The 15,559-nt window shown below is 61.0% G+C and carries 29 protein-coding genes; 1 reads left to right on the top strand and 28 read right to left on the bottom strand.

Annotated features, from left to right (window positions below):
* Positions 1 to 8 precede the first annotated feature (8 nt).
* The gene (locus tag HH303_RS19075) at positions 9 to 539 is read left to right on the top strand and encodes a PAS-domain containing protein (protein ID WP_169627000.1); all 531 of its coding nucleotides are present in this window, start codon (positions 9 to 11) and stop codon (positions 537 to 539) included.
* A 101-nt stretch (positions 540 to 640) separates the two neighbouring features.
* Here HH303_RS19075 and rplQ read toward each other — a convergent pair whose 3' ends face one another.
* From rplQ to HH303_RS18935, 28 genes are all read right to left on the bottom strand, one after another.
* Positions 641 to 1,060, bottom strand: a complete 420-nt coding sequence (rplQ, locus tag HH303_RS19070; protein ID WP_169626999.1) for a 50S ribosomal protein L17 — start codon at positions 1,058 to 1,060, stop codon at positions 641 to 643.
* Between the two features lie 131 nt (positions 1,061 to 1,191).
* On the bottom strand, positions 1,192 to 2,226 hold the full coding sequence (locus HH303_RS19065) for a DNA-directed RNA polymerase subunit alpha (RefSeq protein ID WP_169626998.1): 1,035 nt from the start codon (positions 2,224 to 2,226) through the stop codon (positions 1,192 to 1,194).
* A gap of 121 nt (positions 2,227 to 2,347) precedes the next feature.
* Entirely contained in the window at positions 2,348 to 2,734 is a 387-nt protein-coding gene (rpsK, locus tag HH303_RS19060; RefSeq protein WP_169626997.1) for a 30S ribosomal protein S11, read from the bottom strand.
* Positions 2,735 to 2,801: 67 nt separating this feature from the next.
* Positions 2,802 to 3,170, bottom strand: a complete 369-nt coding sequence (gene rpsM / locus HH303_RS19055; RefSeq protein ID WP_169626996.1) for a 30S ribosomal protein S13 — start codon at positions 3,168 to 3,170, stop codon at positions 2,802 to 2,804.
* 329 nt (positions 3,171 to 3,499) lie between these two features.
* Positions 3,500 to 4,144 carry an adenylate kinase gene (locus HH303_RS19050; RefSeq protein WP_169626995.1) on the bottom strand — a complete coding sequence of 215 codons (645 nt, stop codon included), beginning with the start codon at positions 4,142 to 4,144 and terminating at the stop codon, positions 3,500 to 3,502.
* Entirely contained in the window at positions 4,141 to 5,493 is a 1,353-nt protein-coding gene (secY, locus tag HH303_RS19045; RefSeq protein WP_169626994.1) for a preprotein translocase subunit SecY, read from the bottom strand. The genes HH303_RS19050 and secY overlap by 4 nt, the downstream gene beginning before the upstream one ends.
* A 185-nt stretch (positions 5,494 to 5,678) precedes the next feature.
* Positions 5,679 to 6,221: a 50S ribosomal protein L15 gene (gene rplO, locus HH303_RS19040; RefSeq protein WP_169626993.1), complete on the bottom strand. Its 543-nt coding sequence runs from the start codon at positions 6,219 to 6,221 to the stop codon at positions 5,679 to 5,681.
* A 51-nt stretch (positions 6,222 to 6,272) separates the two neighbouring features.
* Positions 6,273 to 6,467, bottom strand: a complete 195-nt coding sequence (rpmD, locus tag HH303_RS19035; protein ID WP_169626992.1) for a 50S ribosomal protein L30 — start codon at positions 6,465 to 6,467, stop codon at positions 6,273 to 6,275.
* Positions 6,460 to 7,065, bottom strand: coding sequence for a 30S ribosomal protein S5 (gene rpsE / locus HH303_RS19030; RefSeq protein ID WP_169626991.1), 606 nt, complete (start codon positions 7,063 to 7,065; stop codon positions 6,460 to 6,462). The genes rpmD and rpsE overlap by 8 nt, the downstream gene beginning before the upstream one ends.
* A gap of 16 nt (positions 7,066 to 7,081) precedes the next feature.
* Positions 7,082 to 7,444, bottom strand: a complete 363-nt coding sequence (gene rplR / locus HH303_RS19025) for a 50S ribosomal protein L18 (RefSeq protein WP_169626990.1) — start codon at positions 7,442 to 7,444, stop codon at positions 7,082 to 7,084.
* An 11-nt stretch (positions 7,445 to 7,455) separates the two neighbouring features.
* Positions 7,456 to 7,995: a 50S ribosomal protein L6 gene (rplF, locus tag HH303_RS19020; RefSeq protein ID WP_169626989.1), complete on the bottom strand. Its 540-nt coding sequence runs from the start codon at positions 7,993 to 7,995 to the stop codon at positions 7,456 to 7,458.
* A gap of 15 nt (positions 7,996 to 8,010) precedes the next feature.
* Complete coding sequence (gene rpsH / locus HH303_RS19015) at positions 8,011 to 8,409, bottom strand: 30S ribosomal protein S8 (protein ID WP_169626988.1); 399 nt, start codon at positions 8,407 to 8,409, stop codon at positions 8,011 to 8,013.
* 12 nt (positions 8,410 to 8,421) lie between these two features.
* Entirely contained in the window at positions 8,422 to 8,727 is a 306-nt protein-coding gene (rpsN, locus tag HH303_RS19010) for a 30S ribosomal protein S14 (protein WP_169626987.1), read from the bottom strand.
* Positions 8,728 to 8,744: 17 nt separating this feature from the next.
* Positions 8,745 to 9,302, bottom strand: a complete 558-nt coding sequence (gene rplE / locus HH303_RS19005; RefSeq protein ID WP_169626986.1) for a 50S ribosomal protein L5 — start codon at positions 9,300 to 9,302, stop codon at positions 8,745 to 8,747.
* 39 nt (positions 9,303 to 9,341) lie between these two features.
* Entirely contained in the window at positions 9,342 to 9,659 is a 318-nt protein-coding gene (gene rplX, locus HH303_RS19000) for a 50S ribosomal protein L24 (protein ID WP_169626985.1), read from the bottom strand.
* A 1-nt stretch (position 9,660) separates the two neighbouring features.
* Positions 9,661 to 10,029, bottom strand: a complete 369-nt coding sequence (gene rplN / locus HH303_RS18995; RefSeq protein ID WP_169626984.1) for a 50S ribosomal protein L14 — start codon at positions 10,027 to 10,029, stop codon at positions 9,661 to 9,663.
* A 32-nt stretch (positions 10,030 to 10,061) separates the two neighbouring features.
* Complete coding sequence (gene rpsQ, locus HH303_RS18990; RefSeq protein WP_169626983.1) at positions 10,062 to 10,301, bottom strand: 30S ribosomal protein S17; 240 nt, start codon at positions 10,299 to 10,301, stop codon at positions 10,062 to 10,064.
* A 27-nt stretch (positions 10,302 to 10,328) separates the two neighbouring features.
* Positions 10,329 to 10,541 carry a 50S ribosomal protein L29 gene (rpmC, locus tag HH303_RS18985; RefSeq protein WP_169626982.1) on the bottom strand — a complete coding sequence of 71 codons (213 nt, stop codon included), beginning with the start codon at positions 10,539 to 10,541 and terminating at the stop codon, positions 10,329 to 10,331.
* A gap of 12 nt (positions 10,542 to 10,553) precedes the next feature.
* Positions 10,554 to 10,967, bottom strand: coding sequence for a 50S ribosomal protein L16 (gene rplP, locus HH303_RS18980; RefSeq protein ID WP_169626981.1), 414 nt, complete (start codon positions 10,965 to 10,967; stop codon positions 10,554 to 10,556).
* A gap of 78 nt (positions 10,968 to 11,045) precedes the next feature.
* On the bottom strand, positions 11,046 to 11,744 hold the full coding sequence (gene rpsC, locus HH303_RS18975) for a 30S ribosomal protein S3 (RefSeq protein WP_169626980.1): 699 nt from the start codon (positions 11,742 to 11,744) through the stop codon (positions 11,046 to 11,048).
* Complete coding sequence (gene rplV, locus HH303_RS18970; protein WP_169626979.1) at positions 11,744 to 12,124, bottom strand: 50S ribosomal protein L22; 381 nt, start codon at positions 12,122 to 12,124, stop codon at positions 11,744 to 11,746. The genes rpsC and rplV overlap by 1 nt, the downstream gene beginning before the upstream one ends.
* Before the next feature lie 3 nt (positions 12,125 to 12,127).
* The gene (gene rpsS / locus HH303_RS18965; RefSeq protein WP_169626978.1) at positions 12,128 to 12,406 is read right to left on the bottom strand and encodes a 30S ribosomal protein S19; all 279 of its coding nucleotides are present in this window, start codon (positions 12,404 to 12,406) and stop codon (positions 12,128 to 12,130) included.
* A 12-nt stretch (positions 12,407 to 12,418) separates the two neighbouring features.
* Complete coding sequence (rplB, locus tag HH303_RS18960; RefSeq protein ID WP_169626977.1) at positions 12,419 to 13,249, bottom strand: 50S ribosomal protein L2; 831 nt, start codon at positions 13,247 to 13,249, stop codon at positions 12,419 to 12,421.
* Between the two features lie 40 nt (positions 13,250 to 13,289).
* Entirely contained in the window at positions 13,290 to 13,613 is a 324-nt protein-coding gene (locus tag HH303_RS18955) for a 50S ribosomal protein L23 (protein WP_169626976.1), read from the bottom strand.
* On the bottom strand, positions 13,610 to 14,230 hold the full coding sequence (gene rplD, locus HH303_RS18950; RefSeq protein ID WP_169626975.1) for a 50S ribosomal protein L4: 621 nt from the start codon (positions 14,228 to 14,230) through the stop codon (positions 13,610 to 13,612). Before rplD ends, HH303_RS18955 begins: the two co-directional genes overlap by 4 nt.
* A gap of 27 nt (positions 14,231 to 14,257) precedes the next feature.
* On the bottom strand, positions 14,258 to 15,010 hold the full coding sequence (rplC, locus tag HH303_RS18945) for a 50S ribosomal protein L3 (protein WP_169626974.1): 753 nt from the start codon (positions 15,008 to 15,010) through the stop codon (positions 14,258 to 14,260).
* A 17-nt stretch (positions 15,011 to 15,027) separates the two neighbouring features.
* Positions 15,028 to 15,336, bottom strand: coding sequence for a 30S ribosomal protein S10 (gene rpsJ, locus HH303_RS18940; RefSeq protein WP_169626973.1), 309 nt, complete (start codon positions 15,334 to 15,336; stop codon positions 15,028 to 15,030).
* 104 nt (positions 15,337 to 15,440) lie between these two features.
* Positions 15,441 to 15,559: EF-Tu C-terminal domain-related protein (locus HH303_RS18935; protein ID WP_455011043.1), on the bottom strand; the 119-nt coding region annotated here is incomplete at its 5' end.

The raw sequence follows: 15,559 nt of genomic DNA, 5'->3' as shown, positions 1-15,559 counted from the left end.
ACATGCAGATGGCGACCGCAACGAAACTGACTGAAACCCATGATGACGCCATGGCCGCGCGGAGTGCCGAGTTGTTTATCGTGCATGAGCTTCTCGACGAACATCGCCAAATGCTGGACATCTCGCTCAATGCCATTCCCGACGGGTTCGCCATCGTTGACCGCGACGGGATGATCCTGATCGCCAATCAGGCATTGGGCCGTCTGCTCAACCTGCCGGCATGTTATTCCCTGGACGGCATGAAACTGTGCGCGGTCATGAAGGATGTCGGGTTCCGGAATATCTGGGACGAAACCTGCGGCCCGGATCTGGAAAGCGCGATGCAACGTCGAAACGGTAACGGCATCGCCGTCTGCGTGCTCGCCGGACCGGAACGCTTTCTTGAAATCAATATCGGCCTGTTCACCGAAACCGGTTATCCGATCACCGTGCGCGACGTGACCAAGCGGGTGCAGTCCGAAACCTCTTCCCCCGAACTCGACATCTGGCGTAAGGCCCGGTCGGAGCACGGGCGCTATGCGGCCCCCACAGCCGCTTAGGATCGATACGATCTCCCCACCCACTCGTTGTATCGATCCGAAAAGGAAAGGGCGGCATCCGAAAGATGCCGCCCTTTCTTAATTCCTGTCGGAAGAGGATCTTATTCCTCGTCCGCCGCCTCGACCTCTTGGGTCGGGCCGCTGTCCTGGCCCTTCGCGCTTTCGTCGCGGTCGACCAGTTCGATGACGGCCATCGGCGCGCTGTCGCCATAGCGGAAACCGGCCTTCAGAACGCGGGTATAACCGCCCGGGCGGGTTTCGTAACGCGGGCCCAGAACGTCGAACAGCTTGGACACCATGGCGTCGTCGCGCAGCTGCGAATGAGCCTGACGGCGACGGTGCAGGCCGCCCTTCTTGCCCATGGTGATCAGCTTGTCGGCGACGCGCTTCAGTTCTTTCGCCTTCGGCAGGGTCGTCACGATCTGCTCGTGCTTGATCAGCGCGTTGGCCATGTTGGCGAACATCGCCTTGCGGTGTTCGGCCGTACGGTTGAGCTTACGCCCTTGCTTAAGATGCCGCATAATCTGCGTCCTTTCTATAGTACTGCCCGGTTTCTGTACCGGGGGGTGGTTTCGGGTCGCGTCTCCGCCGGTCGCTCTAGGCTACAGCCGACGGGGGACGGTACGCGTTTACTCTCGCGGAGAACCGTTCCTTAAAACGGCTCTTCCAGCTTCTTGGCCAGGTCTTCGATATTCTCAGGCGGCCAATTGGCAATTTCCATGCCGAGCGACAGGCCCATGTGACCGAGAACTTCCTTGATCTCGTTCAGGGACTTGCGGCCGAAGTTCGGCGTGCGCAGCATTTCGGATTCCGTCTTCTGAACCAGATCGCCGATATAGACGATGTTGTCGTTCTTCAGGCAGTTCGCGGAGCGGACGGACAGTTCCAGTTCGTCCACCTTGCGCAGCAGGTTCTTGTTGAACGGCAGTTCCGACGGACGGTCTTCTTCGGTGCGGACTTCCGGCTCTTCGAAGTTGATGAAGATCTGGAGCTGATCCTGCAGGACGCGGGCGGCGAGCGCCACGGCGTCTTCCGGGGTCACCGCACCGTTGGTTTCCAGGCTCATGGACAGCTTGTCATAGTCCGTGACCTGACCGACGCGGGTGTTTTCCACCTTGTAGGAGACCTTACGGACCGGGCTGAACACAGAATCGACCGGGATCAGGCCGATCGGCGCATCTTCCGGGCGGTTCTGGGTCGCCGGAACATAGCCCATCCCGTTGTCGACGGTGAATTCGATGTTCAGCTTGGCGCCGCTGTCGAGCGTGCAGAGCACGAGGTCCGGGTTCATGACTTCGATGTCATGACCGGTTTCGATCATGCCGGCGGTCGCTTCACACGGGCCTTCGCAGAACAGGCGCATTTTCTTTGGGCCTTCGCCGTGCATGCGCAGGGCCAGGGCCTTCACGTTCAGGACGATGTCCGTCACGTCTTCACGCACGCCCGCAATGGACGAAAATTCATGCAGCACGCCGTCGATCTGGATCGAGGTCACCGCCGCACCCTGGAGGGAGCTCAACAGAACCCGACGCAGCGCGTTGCCGAGCGTCAGACCGAATCCGCGTTCCAGCGGCTCGGCGACGACGGTCGCAATGCGACGCGCATCGTAGCCGGCGGTCACTTCCAGCTTCTTCGGCTTAATCAGCGCTTGCCAGTTCTTTTGGGCGTTCGCGGCAATATCACTCATTTCGGTTCCAGCCTCATCGCTTTAGGTAAGCTTTAGACCCGGAACGGTCCGATCGAATATGGACCGGACCCCGGGTCTCGCATGCGCCCGTCGTAAAAGGCGGGCGCCAAATATCGGTCTGTTAGACCCGACGGCGCTTGCGCGGACGGCAGCCGTTGTGCGGGATCGGCGTCACGTCACGGATGGCCGTGATCTGGAAGCCGACCGACTGCAACGCACGCAGGGCCGATTCACGTCCCGAACCCGGACCCTTGACGTTCACTTCCAGGGTCTTAACGCCGTGTTCCTGCGCCTTCTGACCGGCTTCTTCCGCGGCCATCTGGGCAGCGAAGGGCGTCGATTTCCGGCTGCCCTTGAAACCCTTGGAACCGGCGGAGGACCAGGAAATCGCATTCCCCTGGACGTCGGTGATGGTGATCATCGTGTTGTTGAACGTGGAGTTCACGTGGGCGATACCCGACGCGATATTCTTCCGTTCCTTGCGCTTACGAACCGGAGCCTTAGCCATATTTCTTCCGTCCTTCACTGCGCACGGGCCGACCTGCCCGCGCCGACCGGCAAATGCCGATCAAGAATTATTTCTTCTTACCGGCGATCGCCTTCGCCGGACCCTTGCGGGTACGTGCGTTGGTGTGCGTGCGCTGACCGCGGACCGGCAGGCCCTTACGATGACGCAGGCCGCGATAGCAACCCAGGTCCATCAGACGCTTGATGTTCATCGCCACTTCACGGCGCAGGTCGCCTTCAACCACATGATCGCGGTCGATGACTTCACGAATGCGCGCGAGTTCGTCTTCGCCCAGCTCGTTGACCCGACGCGTCGGATCGACATTGCACTTGGCAAGAATACCTTCGGAAGTGGTGCGCCCGATACCCGTGATGTAGGTCAGCGCGACCAGCACCCGCTTGTTGGTCGGAATGTTAACGCCCGCGATACGTGCCACGTCGCGTACTCCTTCAAACGTGTTTAGGAGACGCCTACGACGTCCCCGTCCATCATTCCATCTCGATCGAACCTGTCGGCGAGCGGCGGAAACCCTATCGATTTCCAGTATGCCCGACCAATCCGGTCCGTTTTTCGGCCTCGCCCCGCGTGTTGGGGGCGAAGTCGCTTATTTATCAAGCGCTTCCGTCATTTCCGCCCGGCGAAGCGCGCGGAGTATAGGGAAATGCGCCCGGTTGTCAACGTCACAGCAAGCAGAAAAGCCGAGATTTCTCGAATTTTCCGCGAGACCATGCCGCCTGTCGCGAAACACCGTGCGAATTCGGGCTGTTAGCCCAAAATCGCCTCGATCTGACGCGTCACCTCGTCGATATCCGCCATGCCGTCGACCGCTTTCAGCATCCCCTTGTCCTTATAGTAAGGCAGGATCGGCGCGGTTTGGGCGTGGTAGGCCTCCAGCCGTGCAGTGACGGTTTCGGCATTGTCGTCAGCCCGGCGCTTGAATTCCGTGCTGCCGCATTTGTCGCAGACGCCCTCTTTCGCGGGCTTCTGGAACGTATCGTGATAGCCCTGGCCGCATTTGGCGCAGGTATAGCGCCCGGTAATGCGTTCCGTCAGGGCCGCGTCGTCGACGGCCATTTCGATCACCGCGCCGAGCTGCATGCCCTTTTCCGCCAGCATCGCATCCAAGGCTTCCGCCTGGGCGACCGTGCGCGGGAAACCGTCAAGAATGAACCCCTTGGCGCAATCCGGCTGCGAGATCCGGGAAGAAATAATGCCGATGACCAATTCGTCGGTGACCAGTTGCCCGGCATCCATGACGGCCTTCGCCGTCTTGCCGAGTTCGCTGCCGCTCTGCACTTCGGCGCGCAGCATGTCGCCGGTCGAAAGCTGGATAAGGCCGCGACTGTCTTCCAACCGCTTGGCTTGCGTCCCCTTCCCTGCGCCCGGCGGGCCCAGCAGAATGATGTTCATCGTTTTTTCCCCCGCAGTTTTGACTTCTTGATCAGCCCTTCATACTGATGCGCGATCAGATGGCTCTGAATCTGCGTGACCGTGTCCATCGTGACCGTTACCACGATCAGCAGGGTCGTACCGCCCAGATAGAACGGCACGGCAAACTGGCTGATCAACAATTCCGGCAACATGCAAACCACCGACAGGTAAGCCGCACCGACGACCGTCAAGCGGGTCAAGACATAGTCGAGATAATCCGCGGTATTCTTCCCCGGACGGATACCCGGCACGAAGCCGCCATTCCGTTTCAGGTTGTCCGCCGTATCCTGCGGATTGAAGACGACCGAGGTGTAGAAGAACGCGAAGAACACGATCATCCCGACATAGAGCGCCATGTAGAGAGGCTGCCCACGGCCGAGATAGGAGGAAATCTGCGCCAGCAGACCGCCATCCGCGCCGCCCGGGCCGGAGAAATTCGCGACCGTCAGAGGCATCAGCAGGATGGAGCTGGCGAAAATCGGCGGGATCACACCGGCTGTGTTGATCTTAAGCGGTAGATGGGAACTGTCCCCACCGAACATCTTATTGCCGACTTGCCTTTTCGGATATTGGATCAGGATTCGGCGCTGTGCGCGTTCCATGAAGACGATACCGACGATGACGCCGACCGCCAGGATCAGGAAACCCAGCAGCAGCGGGGTCGACAGCTGACCGGACCGGCCAAGCTCGAAGGTGGAGGCGAGCGCCGCCGGGAATTCCGCGACGATACCGGCGAAAATAATCAGCGAAATACCGTTGCCGACGCCACGCTGCGTGATCTGTTCGCCCAGCCACATCAGGAAAACCGTGCCGCCCACAAGCGTCACCACCGCGGAGGCCCGGAAATACCAGCCCGGATCGATCACCGCGCTGGCCCCGGCGGAGGTATTCAGCCCTTCCAGGCCGACCGCGATGCCGTAGCCCTGAACAGCGGCCAAAACGACCGTCAGGTAGCGCGTATATTGGTTGATCTTCTTACGGCCGGATTCGCCTTCCTTCTTCAGCGCTTCCAGGGTCGGGAAGACCGCGGTCAGAAGCTGCATGATGATGGAGGCGGAAATGTACGGCATGATGTTCAGCGCGAAAATCGCCATGCGCCCGATGGCGCCGCCGGCGAAGGCGTTGACCATGTCCAGGACACCGCCGCGCTGTTGATCGAAAATGTCGGAAAGGATCGTCGGATCGATACCCGGCAGCGGGATGTAGGTCCCGATCCGGTAGACGACCAGCGCACCCAGGGTGAACCAGAGCCTTTGCTTCAGTTCTGTCGCCTTGGCGATGGAGCCGAAATTGAAATTCGCTGCCAGTTGTTCCGCGGCTGAAGCCATGGTCCGTTTGTCCTCTTTCCGGTGCGGTAAGGCGTTTATCGCCCGGCCTGACCGGTCCCCATTACGATCCCGTCTTGCCGACGGCATGTCTTATATAGGAAGCGCGCGGGAGAGGTTACAGGACGAATTGTCGCCTGCCCCCTACCCGCGCACCAATCACCCGACCCGAACAGGTCGAAACGCGATTACTCTCCGGCCAGGCGGGCAGCGCGCTTCTCGGCCGCTTCCTTGCGGCGGGCGACGCGCTTGCCTTCCTTCAGCGGCGCAACCGGCGCCGGAAGGGTGACCGAACCACCGGCCTTTTCAACGGCCGCAACAGCGGACGCGGAGGCACCGGCAACATCGAAGGAAACCTTCGCGGTCAGGTCGCCTTTCGCCAGCAGGCGAACGCCGTCCTTGACCTTGGAGATCACACCGGCGGCGACCAGAGCGGCCCCGTCGACGGTGGCCTTCGCATCCAGCTTACCGGCATCGATCGCCTTCTGAACCCGCCCGAGGTTGACCTCGGAGAAATCAGACGCCGTCGGGTTGTTGAACCCGCGCTTCGGCAGGCGACGATACAGCGGCATCTGACCGCCTTCGAAGCCGTTGATCGAAACCCCGGTGCGGGACTTCTGACCTTTCACACCACGGCCGGCCGTCTTGCCCTTGCCGGACCCGGCGCCGCGACCGACACGCATACGGTCCTTGTGGGCACCGTCGTTATCGGAGATTTCGTTGAGTTTCATAACACTCATCCTTGGTACGCTTGCGGGAGGCGAAGACCGGCACGGGCCGGATTACTTCGACTCCTCGACGATTTCCACCATGTGGTGGACCTTGCGGATCATGCCGCGCACCGCCGGAGTATCTTCCAGCGTGCGGACACGGCCCATCTTGTTAAGGCCCAGCCCGATCAGGGTGTCGCGCTGCTCCTTAGGACGGCGGATCGGCGAACCGGTCTGCCGTACCGTCACGGTCTTCGTATCAGCCATTGCTCACGGCCTCCTGCGCGCTGTCATCGACGCCGTCGGTGCGACGGCCAACGAGATCGGCGACCTTCAGGCCACGGCGCGACGCGACCATGCGCGGCGACTGGCTGTTGGTCAGACCGTCGAACGCGGCCTTGATCATGTTGTACGGGTTGGACGTGCCAACCGACTTCGCGACAACGTCCTGAACGCCCAGCGCTTCGAACACCGCACGCGTCGGACCGCCCGCGATGATGCCCGTGCCCGGAGGGGCGGCGCGCATCATAACGTGACCGGCACCGAAATGACCTTTGGTGTCGTGGTGCAGGGTACGACCTTCACGCAGCGGAACCCGAACCATGGTCTTGCGAGCCTGGTCCGTCGCCTTGCGGATCGCTTCAGGAACTTCACGGGCCTTGCCCGAACCGAAGCCGACGCGGCCACGGCCGTCACCGACCACGACCAGGGCGGCGAAGCCGAAGCGACGGCCACCCTTCACGACCTTCGCGACGCGATTGATCGCGACGAGCTTTTCGGTCAGTTCCGGTTCGTTGCTTTCCCGGTTATCACGATCGCGATCGCGATTGCGACCGCCCCGATCTTCCTTGGGTCCTCGTGCCATTTTCGCGGCTCCCGACTTAGAACGTCAGGCCGGATTCACGCGCGGCATCCGCCAGCGCCTTGACCCGACCATGAAATTTGTAACCGCCACGGTCGAAGACGACTTCTTCGACACCGGCCTTCTTCGCACGCTCCGCCAGCAATTTGCCGACTTCGACGGCGGCGTCGACCGTTGCACCGGTCTTCAGCTTGCCCTTCAGATCCTTGTCGACCGAGGACGCAGCGGCGAGCGTAACGCCCGCACCATCGTCGATGATCTGCGCATAGATCTGCTTGGACGAACGGAAGACCGACAGACGCGGACGACCCTTCGCCAGTTTGCGAACCCGGAACCGGGTCCGCTCTTTGCGACGCTCGAAAAGTTCTTTCGCGTTGAGCATTTTCCGGTTCCTTACTTCTTCTTGCCTTCCTTACGGAGGATGGTTTCCTCCGCATATTTCACACCCTTGCCCTTGTAAGGCTCCGGCGGACGGAAAGCGCGGATCTCGCTGGCGATTTGGCCGACGCGCTGCTTGGAGGCGCCGGAAATCGCGATGACGTTGTTACGATCACCTTCCACCGCGATCGTCAGGTCCGACGGGATCGGGTAGTTGATGTCGTGGCTGAAACCGAGCGACAGCTTCAGGGTCGAGCCCTGGACCTGCGCACGATAGCCGACACCGTTGACTTCCAGGCGGCGGACGAAGCCTTCATTGGCCCCCGTCACCGCATTCGCGATCAACGCGCGGGTCGTGCCCCAGGCCTGACGGGCACGCTTCGTCGTCGCGACCGGAACGACGGTAACCTTACCGTCTTCGATCTTGACTTCGACGCCGTCCAGAACCGTGACGAACTGTTCGCCCTTCTTGCCTTTTGCCTTCACCACGCCGTCGGCCAGAGTGACCTCGACACCGCTGGGGATGGCAACCGGATTGACACCGATACGTGACATGATCCTACCTCCCTCTTAGAAGACGCGGCACAGGATCTCGCCGCCGACATTCGCTTCACGGGCTTCGGCGTCAGACATCACACCACGCGGGGTGGAGAGAATCTGAATGCCAAGACCGTTATAGAAACGGGGCAGATCCTTAATTTTCGAATAGACGCGGCGGCCCGGCTTGGACACGCGCGCCATTTCCTTAATGACGGGCTCGCCGTCATTATACTTCAGTTCGACCGACAGCTCGCGGATGCCCGGGCGGACTTCCGCCTCGGAGTAACCACGGATGAACCCTTCGCGCTGCAGCACGTCCAGGACGCGTTGACGCAGCTTGGATGCCGGAACAGGAACCACGGCCTTGCGGGCGTGTTGACCGTTCCGGATGCGGGTCAGCATATCGCCGAGCGGATCACTCATCGACATGATAGATCCTCCTTACCAGCTCGACTTGACCACACCGGGGACGTGGCCGAGAGCGGCCATGTCGCGCAGCGCGATACGGGAAATACGGAATTTGCGGTAGAACGCGCGCGGGCGGCCCGTGATTTCGCAACGGTTGCGAACACGGATCGGGCTGGCATTCTTCGGCAGGGCGTCAAGCTTGATGACGGCCTGGAACCGATCTTCCGGCGGCAATTCGCGATCGTGGATCAGCGCCTTCAGCGCGGCACGCTTCTTAGCGTAGCGCTGCGACAGCCCACGACGGCGGTTGTTCTTTTCAACGGCGCTTTTCTTAGCCATATCGTCTATCCCCCGCCTTAAGCCACGAACGGCATGTTGAACTTCGTGAGCAGGCTTTTGGCCTCCTCATTCGAGTTCGCCGTGGTGCAGATCACGATGTCCATGCCCCGGGTTTCGTCGACTTGGTCGAAATCGATTTCCGGGAAGACGATCTGTTCCTTGAGGCCCATGGCGTAGTTGCCGCTGCCGTCGAAGCTCTTGCCCGGCACGCCGCGGAAGTCGCGGACGCGCGGCAGCGCGATGTTGATCAGGCGATCCAGGAATTCCCACATACGCTCACGGCGCAGGGTCACCTTGCAGCCGATCGCCATACCGTCGCGGATTTTGAAGCCGGCAACCGACTTCTTCGCTTTGGTGGCGACGGGCTTTTGCCCAGTGATTTTGGCAAGTTCCGCCATCGCATTGGTGAGCTTTTTGCGGTCGTTGACCGCTTCGCCGACACCCATGTTGATGACGATCTTGTCCAGCCGCGGCACCTGATGGGAATTCGAATAACCGAATTCCTTCAGCATATCAGCTTTGACTTTTTCGTCGTAAAGCTGCTTCAGCCGCGGGACGTAACGATCTTCAGCCATCGCTCGTATCCCTTACCTTCTTAATGATCGTCGCCCAACTTAGGCGTCGATGATTTCACCGGACCGTTTGGCGACACGCACCTTACGGCCATCTTCCAGGGTCTTGAACCCAACACGGGTCGCCTCGCCGGACTTCGGATCCTTGATCGCGATGTTCGACAGATTGATACCCAATTCCTTATCGACGATGCCGCCTTGGGACATCTGGCTCGGGCGGGTGTGGCGCTTGGCCACGTTGATGCCCTGAACGATCGCCCGGCCTTCGCTCGGCAGAACCTTCAGAACTTCGCCTTCCTTGCCTTTGTCACGGCCCGTCAGAACAACGACGGTGTCGCCCTTTTTGATCTTCGCAGCCATATCAGATGACCTCCGGCGCCAGCGAAACGATCTTCATGAACGACTTCGCACGCAGTTCACGAACGACCGGGCCGAAAATACGGGTACCGATCGGATCTTTCGATTTGTTGATCAGCACCGCCGCGTTGGTGTCGAACTTAATCGTCGACCCATCCGGACGGGCGATTTCCTTCGCCGTACGCACGATAACGGCACGGTGAACCGCACCCTTTTTCACACGACCGCGCGGAATGGCTTCTTTTACGGAAACGACGATGACGTCGCCGACAGAAGCGAAGCGGCGTTTAGAACCGCCAAGAACCTTGATGCACTGGACTTTCCGGGCACCGGAATTGTCCGCTACATCGAGGGTGGTTTGCATCTGAATCATTGCACCTACTCCCGATCAGAGTTGAAACGACGTCAAGCGTCCGCGCCCGTCACCAATTCCCAAGTCTTACGCTTGGAAATCGGACGGCATTCGCGGATGCGGACCACGTCGCCAACTTGCGCCGTGTTATTCTCGTCGTGCGCCATGAACTTTTTGGACAGGCGAACGAACTTGCCAAAAACGGGGTGTTTTACCCGACGTTCGACCTTAACCACAACCGTTTTTTCGGCTGCGCTGGAGACTACCGTCCCCTGAAGAATGCGTTTCGGCATTTATCCGAACCTCCGTTATGCCCGGCTTCAGGCCTGGGCCGACGGCGCGGCGCGCCGACGATCGTTCAACAGCGTCTTGATACGCGCGATATCGCGGCGCACCGTACGAACCCGCGCGCTATTTTCCAGCTGGCCGGAAGCCGCCTGGAAACGCAGGTTGAACTGTTCTTTCTGCAGCTCGGTGAGCTGATCTTTCAATTCGTCGTCCGTCTTCGGACGCAGATCGGCGATCTTAGTCATGGTTTCGCTTCCTTACGCACCAATGCGGGTGACGATCTTGCACTTGATCGGCATCTTGGCCGCGGCAAGTTCGAAGGCTTCGGCAGCCAATTCGTTCGGCACACCGTCCATTTCGAACATGATACGGCCGGGTTTCACGCGGGCCGCCCAGTATTCAGGCGTCCCCTTACCCTTACCCATACGCACTTCGGCGGGCTTTTGGGAGACCGGCACATCCGGGAAAACCCGGATCCACACCTTGCCCTGACGGCGGATCCGACGCACCAAGGCGCGACGGGCCGCTTCGATCTGGCGCGCGGTGATGCGGCCCGGTTCCATCGCCTTCAGGCCGATAGAACCGAAATTCAGCGAGGTACCGCCCTTGGCGTTGCCATGGATCCGGCCCTTGTGCTGTTTGCGGAATTTCGTGCGCTTCGGTGACAGCATCGTCTTAAATCCGTCTCTTACGATCGGCGGCGCAGTTGCCGCCTATCCTAGTTCCATACCTATCGGGCGTCGCGTGACTTAGCGGTTGTTGCCGCTAGACGTGGCGCTGCCCTGTTGATCCGCCAGGCGCTTGTCCTGGGCATAGGGGTCGTGGGCCATGATCTCGCCTTTGAAGATCCAGACCTTCACGCCGCAGATGCCGTAGGTCGTCGCCGCTTCAGCGGTGCCGTAGTCGATATCCGCACGCAGCGTGTGCAGCGGAACGCGACCTTCACGGTACCATTCGGTCCGCGCGATTTCCGCGCCGCCCAGACGGCCGCCGCAGTTGATGCGGATGCCTTCGGCGCCCATGCGCATGGCGTTCTGAACCGCACGCTTCATGGCGCGACGGAACGCAACGCGGCGCTCCAACTGCTGGGCGATGTTTTCGGCCACCAGCTTCGCATCCAGTTCCGGCTTGCGGATTTCGACGATGTTCAGGGCGACGTCGCCACCGAAACGCGTCGACAAATCGCGGCGCAGCTTCTCGATATCCTGACCCTTGCGACCGATCACGACACCCGGACGGGCGGTGTGAATGGTGACGCGGGCGCGGCCGGCCGGACGCTCAATGACGACACGGGACACACCCGCCGCCTTCAGCTTGTCCTGCAGGTATTCGCGCATGGCGACGTCCTTATGCAGGAGGTCGGCATAGTTCTTACCGGCGTACCAGCGGGAATCCCAGGTCCGGTTGATCCCGACGCGCAGGCCGATCGGATTGATTTTCTGACCCATTATTCGATCTCCTCGCGCTCGCGAACGACGATGGTCAGGTTCGAGAACGGTTTCTGGATTTTACCGACGCGGCCACGGGCGCGCGGACGGAACCGCTTCATCACGAAGGCCTTACCGACGTAAGCTTCCTTCACATACAGCCGGTCAACGTCCAGCTGATGGTTGTTTTCCGCGTTCGCCACCGCCGATTCCAGCGCCTTCTTGACCGTGTCGGAAATCCGACGACGGCTGAAAGCCAGATCGTTCAGCGCCGCGCCGACATCCTTGCCGCGGATCATCATCGCAACCAGGTTCAGCTTTTGCGGGCTGACCCGGATCGCGTTCACGACCGAGCGGGCTTCCGTGTCGGCCAGGGTGCGTTCTCTTGCCGCCTTGCCCATCGATTACTTCCTCTTCGCCTTCTTATCGGCCGCGTGACCGTAATAGGTGCGCGACGGCGCGAATTCGCCGAACTTGTGGCCGATCATCTGTTCGTTGACCATGACGGGCACGAACTTCTGACCATTGTGAACGCCGAACGTCAGTCCGACGAATTGCGGCAGGATGGTCGAACGGCGGGACCAAGTCTTGATCACCTCCTTGCGACCGGATTCGCGGGTTTTGTCCGCCTTCTTCAGAAGGCTCAGCTCCACGAAGGGGCCTTTCCATACCGAGCGTGCCATGGTCTCTAACCCTTACTTCTTCGCGTGGCGACGGCGGATAATGTACTTGTCCGTCGACTTGTTGGAACGGGTGCGCTTGCCCTTGGTCGGCTTGCCCCACGGGGACACCGGATGGCGACCGCCGGAGGTCCGGCCTTCACCACCGCCATGCGGGTGATCGACCGGGTTCATGACCACGCCGCGCACCGACGGGCGGCGACCCAGGTGGCGGTTGCGACCGGCCTTACCCAGGTTGATGTTCTGCTGGTCCGGGTTGGACACGGCGCCGACAGTGGCGACGCATTCCGCGCGGACGACACGCAGTTCACCGGAAGACAGTTTCAGCTGGGCATAGCCCTGGTCACGACCGACCAGTTGGGCGTAGGTCCCGGCGGAACGGGCGATCTGACCGCCCTTGCCCGGCTTCATCTCCACATTGTGGATGATGGTACCGATCGGCATGTTCGCCATCGGCATGCTGTTGCCCGGCTTCACGTCGACCTTCTTGCCCGCGATAACCTTGTCGCCGGCCTTCAGACGCTGCGGGGCCAGGATATAGGCCTGCTCGCCGTCGTCATAGGTTATCAGCGCGATGAACGCGGTGCGGTTCGGGTCATATTCCAGACGTTCGACGGTCGCGGACACGTCCCACTTCGCGCGTTTGAAATCGACGACGCGATAGCGGCGCTTCGCCCCGCCGCCACGACGGCGTTGGGTGATGCGGCCCGTATTGTTGCGGCCACCCTTCTTGGTCAGGCCTTCCGTGAGTGCCTTTACCGGCTCGCCCTTATGCAGGTCGGAGCGGTCGACCAGCACCAGGCCGCGCTGGCCCGGGGTGATCGGCTTGTAGCTCTTAAGCGCCATGGCTTAACTCCTTCTCGATCTCTATCCGTCGGCGTTCAGGTCAAATGCCCGAACCGACGTCGATCGAATGCCCTTCTTCAAGACTTACGACCGCCTTTTTCCAATCGTTCCGAACGCCCAGACGGCCCCGGAAACGCTTGGTCTTGCCCTTAACCACCGACGTGTTCACGGCTTTCACCTTCACGTCGAAGATCTGCTCAACCGCCGCCTTGATCTCCGGCTTGGTCGCGTCTTTCGCGACCTTGAAGACCACCGCGCCGTGTTCGCCGGCCAGCGTCGCCTTTTCGGTGATAACCGGGGCGACGATAACGCGATACATACGCTCCAGGCTCGGCGTCGACTTATTCAGAAATTTCCAGCTCATTTCAACCGGGCCTCCAGACCTTCGACGGCCGCCTTGGTCAGGACCAAGGTGTCGCGGCGCAGGATGTCGTAAACGTTCGCGCCCTGGATCGGCAGGACATCGATTTGGGCGATGTTGCGAGCCGCCAGCGCGAAGTTGCGATCGACTTCCGCACCGCCGACGATCAGCGCGCTGTTCAGGCCGAGACCCAGGAACTGCGCCTTCACGGCTTTGGTTTTCGGTTCGGCGGCAACCGCATCATCCAGGATGATCAGCTTGCCGTCGGCCGCCTTCGCGGACAGCGCCATTTTCAGCGCCAGACGACGGACCTTTTTCGGCAGATCGTGAGCATGGTCACGCGGCGTCGGGCCGAAGGCACGTCCACCACCGCGGAAATGCGGGGCCTTGCCGTTACCCTGACGGGCGCGACCGGTGCCTTTCTGCTTGTAAATCTTCTGGCTGTTGCCGGCAACCTCTGCACGGTTTTTCACCTTGTGGGTGCCCGCGCGGCGCTTTGCCAGCTGGTAATTGACCATGCGCGCCAGGATATCCTTGCGCGGCTCGAGGCCGAAAACATCGTCGGAAAGATCGATGTCGCCGGCGGCCTTGTTATCGAGCGTGAGGATCGTAGTTTTCATTGTCTTCACCTTCTACGCATCGCCGGATTATTCGCCGTCGGTCACGGCTTCGGGAGCCGCTTCCGCCGGGGTTTCAGCCGGAATTTCGGCAGGCGCGTCAGCAACGGCGGCCTTGATCGAACCCGGGAAAGGCAGGCCTTCCGGCGCAACCTTCTTCACCGCGTCCTTCAGCAGGACCCAACCGTTCTTCGCACCCGGAATGGCGCCTTTCACCAGAACCAGGCCGCGATCGACATCGGTCAACACGACTTCCAGATTCTGCTTCGTCACCTGGGACGCGCCCATATGACCGGCCATTTTCTTGCCCTTGAACACCTTACCCGGGTCCTGACACTGACCGGTGGAGCCGTGCGCGCGGTGCGAGATCGACACACCATGGCTGGCCCGCAGACCGCCGAAGTTGTGCCGCTTCATCGCGCCGGCAAAGCCCTTACCGATGCTGATGCCCGTGGCGTCGACATACTGGCCGGCCACGAAGTGGTCCGCCTGCAGTTCGTCACCCGGATTGAGCAGACCGTCCGCCGAGACGCGGAATTCGGCCAGCTTGCGCTTCGGTTCCACGCTCGCCTTGGCGAAGTGGCCGCGCATGGCCTTGCTCGTGTGCTTCACTTTCCGCTTGCCCAGGCCGAGCTGTACGGCCGTGTAGCCGTCGGTCTCGTCCGTCCGCACGGCCGTCACCTGAAGGCCGTCCATCTGCAACACGGTGACCGGCACATGAACACCGTCGTCCGTCCAGACGCGGGTCATGCCCAGTTTTTTCGCGATAACGCCGGTTCGCATAGATCCGTCCCCCGCGATTAGAGCTTAATCTCGACATCGACACCGGCGGCCAGGTCGAGCTTCATCAGCGCGTCCACGGTCTGCGGGGTCGGGTCGACAATATCCAGCACGCGCTTATGCGTGCGAACTTCGAACTGTTCACGGCTCTTCTTATCGATGTGCGGCGAGCGCAGCACCGTGAACTTCTCGATGCGGGTCGGAAGGGGGATCGGTCCCCGGACTTCCGCGCCGGTCCGCTTGGCGGTGTTGCAGATCTCCTTGGTCGACTGATCGAGGACCCGGTGATCAAACGCCTTCAGGCGGATGCGAATGTTCTGGCTTTCCATGCCTTCACCCTCTGTCATCCCCGCCGTCGGCCAATCTTGGCCCAGTCCGGGGAAGGATAGCGGCGGCTCCGATACCTAGGTGCCGCCGCAATGGATACCCTTGTTTACTTAATGATGGACGCGACGACGCCGGCGCCGACGGTGCGGCCACCTTCGCGGATCGCGAAGCGCAGGCCTTCATCCATCGCGATCGGCGCGATCAGCTCGACATCCATCGAGATGT

Origin of the sequence: Pacificispira spongiicola (assembly GCF_012926505.1) — a bacterium.
GTDB classification, from domain to species: Bacteria; Pseudomonadota; Alphaproteobacteria; order UBA8366; family Aestuariispiraceae; genus Pacificispira; species Pacificispira spongiicola.
Note: the sequence above shows the minus strand (reverse complement) of the source record. Positions and strands in the feature narration are given on the sequence as shown.

Coding starts and splice junctions, on each gene's coding strand:
- HH303_RS19065 (WP_169626998.1), bottom strand. CDS start 2,226: ATGAGTGATATTGCCGCGAACGCCCAAAAGAACTGGCAAGCGCTGATT.
- rplB (WP_169626977.1), bottom strand. CDS start 13,249: ATGGCGCTTAAGAGCTACAAGCCGATCACCCCGGGCCAGCGCGGCCTG.
- rplD (WP_169626975.1), bottom strand. CDS start 14,230: ATGAAAACTACGATCCTCACGCTCGATAACAAGGCCGCCGGCGACATC.
- rpsS (WP_169626978.1), bottom strand. CDS start 12,406: ATGGCACGCTCGGTATGGAAAGGCCCCTTCGTGGAGCTGAGCCTTCTG.
- rplX (WP_169626985.1), bottom strand. CDS start 9,659: ATGGCTGCGAAGATCAAAAAGGGCGACACCGTCGTTGTTCTGACGGGC.
- rplV (WP_169626979.1), bottom strand. CDS start 12,124: ATGGGCAAGGCGGCAAGAGAACGCACCCTGGCCGACACGGAAGCCCGC.
- rpsN (WP_169626987.1), bottom strand. CDS start 8,727: ATGGCTAAGAAAAGCGCCGTTGAAAAGAACAACCGCCGTCGTGGGCTG.
- rpsC (WP_169626980.1), bottom strand. CDS start 11,744: ATGGGTCAGAAAATCAATCCGATCGGCCTGCGCGTCGGGATCAACCGG.
- rpsJ (WP_169626973.1), bottom strand. CDS start 15,336: ATGGAAAGCCAGAACATTCGCATCCGCCTGAAGGCGTTTGATCACCGG.
- HH303_RS19075 (WP_169627000.1), top strand. CDS start 9: ATGGCGACCGCAACGAAACTGACTGAAACCCATGATGACGCCATGGCC.
- rpsH (WP_169626988.1), bottom strand. CDS start 8,409: ATGTCGATGAGTGATCCGCTCGGCGATATGCTGACCCGCATCCGGAAC.
- rpsK (WP_169626997.1), bottom strand. CDS start 2,734: ATGGCTAAGGCTCCGGTTCGTAAGCGCAAGGAACGGAAGAATATCGCG.
- rplQ (WP_169626999.1), bottom strand. CDS start 1,060: ATGCGGCATCTTAAGCAAGGGCGTAAGCTCAACCGTACGGCCGAACAC.
- rplR (WP_169626990.1), bottom strand. CDS start 7,444: ATGCTCAACGCGAAAGAACTTTTCGAGCGTCGCAAAGAGCGGACCCGG.
- rplO (WP_169626993.1), bottom strand. CDS start 6,221: ATGAAACTCAACGAAATCTCCGATAACGACGGTGCCCACAAGGACCGT.
- rplF (WP_169626989.1), bottom strand. CDS start 7,995: ATGTCACGTATCGGTGTCAATCCGGTTGCCATCCCCAGCGGTGTCGAG.
- rpmD (WP_169626992.1), bottom strand. CDS start 6,467: ATGGCTGATACGAAGACCGTGACGGTACGGCAGACCGGTTCGCCGATC.
- rplE (WP_169626986.1), bottom strand. CDS start 9,302: ATGGCTGAAGATCGTTACGTCCCGCGGCTGAAGCAGCTTTACGACGAA.
- HH303_RS19050 (WP_169626995.1), bottom strand. CDS start 4,144: ATGAACATCATTCTGCTGGGCCCGCCGGGCGCAGGGAAGGGGACGCAA.
- rpsQ (WP_169626983.1), bottom strand. CDS start 10,301: ATGCCGAAACGCATTCTTCAGGGGACGGTAGTCTCCAGCGCAGCCGAA.
- rplC (WP_169626974.1), bottom strand. CDS start 15,010: ATGCGAACCGGCGTTATCGCGAAAAAACTGGGCATGACCCGCGTCTGG.
- secY (WP_169626994.1), bottom strand. CDS start 5,493: ATGGCTTCAGCCGCGGAACAACTGGCAGCGAATTTCAATTTCGGCTCC.
- rpmC (WP_169626982.1), bottom strand. CDS start 10,541: ATGACTAAGATCGCCGATCTGCGTCCGAAGACGGACGACGAATTGAAA.
- rplN (WP_169626984.1), bottom strand. CDS start 10,029: ATGATTCAGATGCAAACCACCCTCGATGTAGCGGACAATTCCGGTGCC.
- rpsE (WP_169626991.1), bottom strand. CDS start 7,065: ATGGCACGAGGACCCAAGGAAGATCGGGGCGGTCGCAATCGCGATCGC.
- rplP (WP_169626981.1), bottom strand. CDS start 10,967: ATGCTGTCACCGAAGCGCACGAAATTCCGCAAACAGCACAAGGGCCGG.
- HH303_RS18955 (WP_169626976.1), bottom strand. CDS start 13,613: ATGAGCTGGAAATTTCTGAATAAGTCGACGCCGAGCCTGGAGCGTATG.